3 protein-coding genes are annotated in these 2,449 nt (G+C 59.5%); 2 read left to right on the top strand and 1 reads right to left on the bottom strand.

All coding sequences use genetic code 11. The annotated features are described in order from the left end of the window. Window positions 1–662: amino acid ABC transporter ATP-binding protein (locus tag ACXJ5O_RS24380; protein WP_457302159.1), on the top strand; the 662-nt coding region annotated here is incomplete at its 5' end. A gap of 56 nt (window positions 663–718) precedes the next feature. On the opposite strand, the gene ACXJ5O_RS24375 is transcribed toward ACXJ5O_RS24380, so the two are convergent. Continuing rightward, complete coding sequence (locus ACXJ5O_RS24375) at window positions 719–1,459, bottom strand: SDR family oxidoreductase (protein WP_457302158.1); 741 nt, start codon at window positions 1,457–1,459, stop codon at window positions 719–721. 175 nt (window positions 1,460–1,634) lie between these two features. Here ACXJ5O_RS24375 and ACXJ5O_RS24370 point away from each other — a divergent pair. Then, the coding region (locus ACXJ5O_RS24370; RefSeq protein ID WP_457302157.1) for a LysR substrate-binding domain-containing protein at window positions 1,635–2,449 on the top strand (815 nt) is incomplete at its 3' end.

Genomic DNA, 2,449 nt, shown 5'->3' with positions numbered 1-2,449 from the left:
GTGTCGAGCCGCGCGAAGTCGTCGTCGTGTGCGGCCCCAGCGGCTCGGGCAAGAGCACGCTGATCCGCTGCATCAATGGTCTCGAGACGATCAAGGACGGCGATCTTGTCGTCGATGGGCAGCGACTTGGTGACCGCGCCACCAATATGACTGAACTGCGTACCGAGATCGGCTTTGTCTTCCAGGCTTTCAATCTCTATCCGCACAAGACGGCGCTCGAAAACGTCACGCTTGCACCGATCCACGTGCGAAAAATTCCGCGTGGCGAGGCCGAGGCGTCGGGCCGCGAGATGCTGGCGAAAGTCGGGCTCGCCGATAAGTTCAATGCCTATCCGTCCGAGCTTTCCGGTGGTCAGCAGCAACGCGTCGCCATCGCGCGTTGCCTGTGCATGCGCCCGAAAATCATGCTTTTCGACGAGCCCACATCAGCCCTCGATCCCGAGATGATCAGTGAGGTACTGGACGTGATGGTTGGCGTCGCCGAAGAGGGCATGACCATGATGGTGGTCACGCATGAGATGGGTTTTGCCCGCAAAGTCGCACAGCGGGTCGTGTTCATGGATGCGGGAGCAGTCGTTGAAACCGGCACGCCCGAAGAGTTTTTCTCCGATCCAAAGACCGATCGAAGCCGCGCCTTCCTGAGCAAGATTCTGCGGCATTGAGCCTGCCGATGGGCGATAAGAGCCGAGGGATCAATCCCCCGGCCTGATCGCCGAAATCAGGCGACGCCGCCATTGGCCCGCAGGATCTGGCCATTGACCCAGCCGCCGTCAGGGCCAACGAGGAACGAGACCACACCGACAATATCACTGGGTTGACCGAGGCGTTCGAGCGGCGGCGCCTTGGCAGCCATCGCAATCACTTCCTCGCTTTTGCCCTTAAGATAGAGGTCGGTGGCGATCGGCCCGGGAGCCACCGCGTTGACCGTGATGTTCCTGCCACGAAGCTCTTTTGAAAACACATGCGTGAAGGCTTCGACCGCTGCTTTGGTGGCATTGTACAAAGCATAGCCTGGCATCTTGAGACGAAGGCTCGTCGACGAAAAGTTGACGATCCGCCCACCATCCCTCAAACGCTTGGCTGCTTCACGTAACGTGTTGAAAGTACCCTTGGTGTTGATGGCGAAGTGGCGATCGAATTCTTCGTCGCTCGTATCAGCCAGCGGCATCATCTTCAGGACGCCGGCATTGTTGATCAAAACGTCTACGCCGCCGAACGCTGCTTCAGCGGAATCGAACATGCGCCGCACTGCGGCTGCATCAGCGACATTCGCCTGTGCGGTGACTGCCTTGCCACCACTGGCTTCGATCTTGTCAACCAGCTCCCGGGCCTCTTTGGCGCTGCCCGCATAGTTTACGACCACGGTAAAGCCATCGCTGGCCAGCCGTTCTGCAATTGCTGCGCCGATACCGCGCGATGCTCCGGTGACGATTGCAACCTTGTTTGTCTGTTGTGTCATGGTCTTGATCCTCTTCATGGATTGTTCAATGACGAAACAATGCATCATTGCAAAGTGYGGATAATCACCCATTTCTTGGCATCACTATCCGAATAATACGAACAATGGTGTCTTGCGTGGGCCGTGTTGGCGTTTCATGATGCTATCCAGCCGCTCCATAACCGGAACTTGCCAAATGGACAGATTTGAAGCGATGCGCGTCTTCGTCCGGGTCGTCGAACGGCGCAGTTTCACGCTCGCCGCCAACGATCTTGGCCTGCCACGCTCGACCGTGACCGATGCGGTGAAACAGCTGGAAGCGCGGCTCGGTGTGCGGCTGCTCGAACGGACGACACGGCAGGTCAGTCCGACCCTTGACGGCGAGGCCCACCACCGGCGGTGCGTCTCGATCATCGCCGATCTCGAGGATGCGGAAGGGGCATTCGGCGCGGCTAGGCCCAAGGGTTTGGTGCGCGTCGAGGTTCAGGGCACACTGGCGCGATACTTTCTGTTGCCAGGTCTGCCGACCTTTTTCGAGAAATATCCCGATATTGAAATCAGCATGAGCGAAGGCGAGCGGTGGATCGACCTCATCCGCGAGGGCGTAGACTGCGTGCTGCGGTTCGGTATCCTGCCGGACAGCGACATGATTGCCCGGCGCGTCGCCACGCTGGAACGATTGACGTGTGCGGCGCCCGCCTATCTTGACCGCTTTGGTACGCCGACAAGTTGGGATGCGCTGGACGGCCATCGCATGATCGGGCTCCGGTCGCTGACGACGGGTGCAGTGCGGCCACTGGATTTCATGATCGGCGAGCGACTGGAAAATGTGACATTACCGACGGCGATCTCCCTGACTGGCACAGAGAGCTATCTTGCAACCGCGCGGCTTGGGCTCGGTCTTGTTCAGGTGCCGCGCTTCCACGCCGCTGACGATCTTGCACGAGGCGCGCTCATCCAGCTTCTGCCCGATTGTCCGCCACGCCCGATGCCGGTCTCTCTGCTCTATCC

This window comes from Phyllobacterium sp. P5_D12, from assembly GCF_054049495.1.
The sequence above is the reverse complement of the archived record's forward strand: the minus strand, read 5'-3'. Positions and strand labels throughout refer to the sequence as shown.

Excerpts from the sequence above, each read along its gene's own strand:
- ACXJ5O_RS24375 (WP_457302158.1), bottom strand. The coding sequence starts at position 1,459 with ATGACACAACAGACAAACAAGGTTGCAATCGTCACCGGAGCATCGCGC.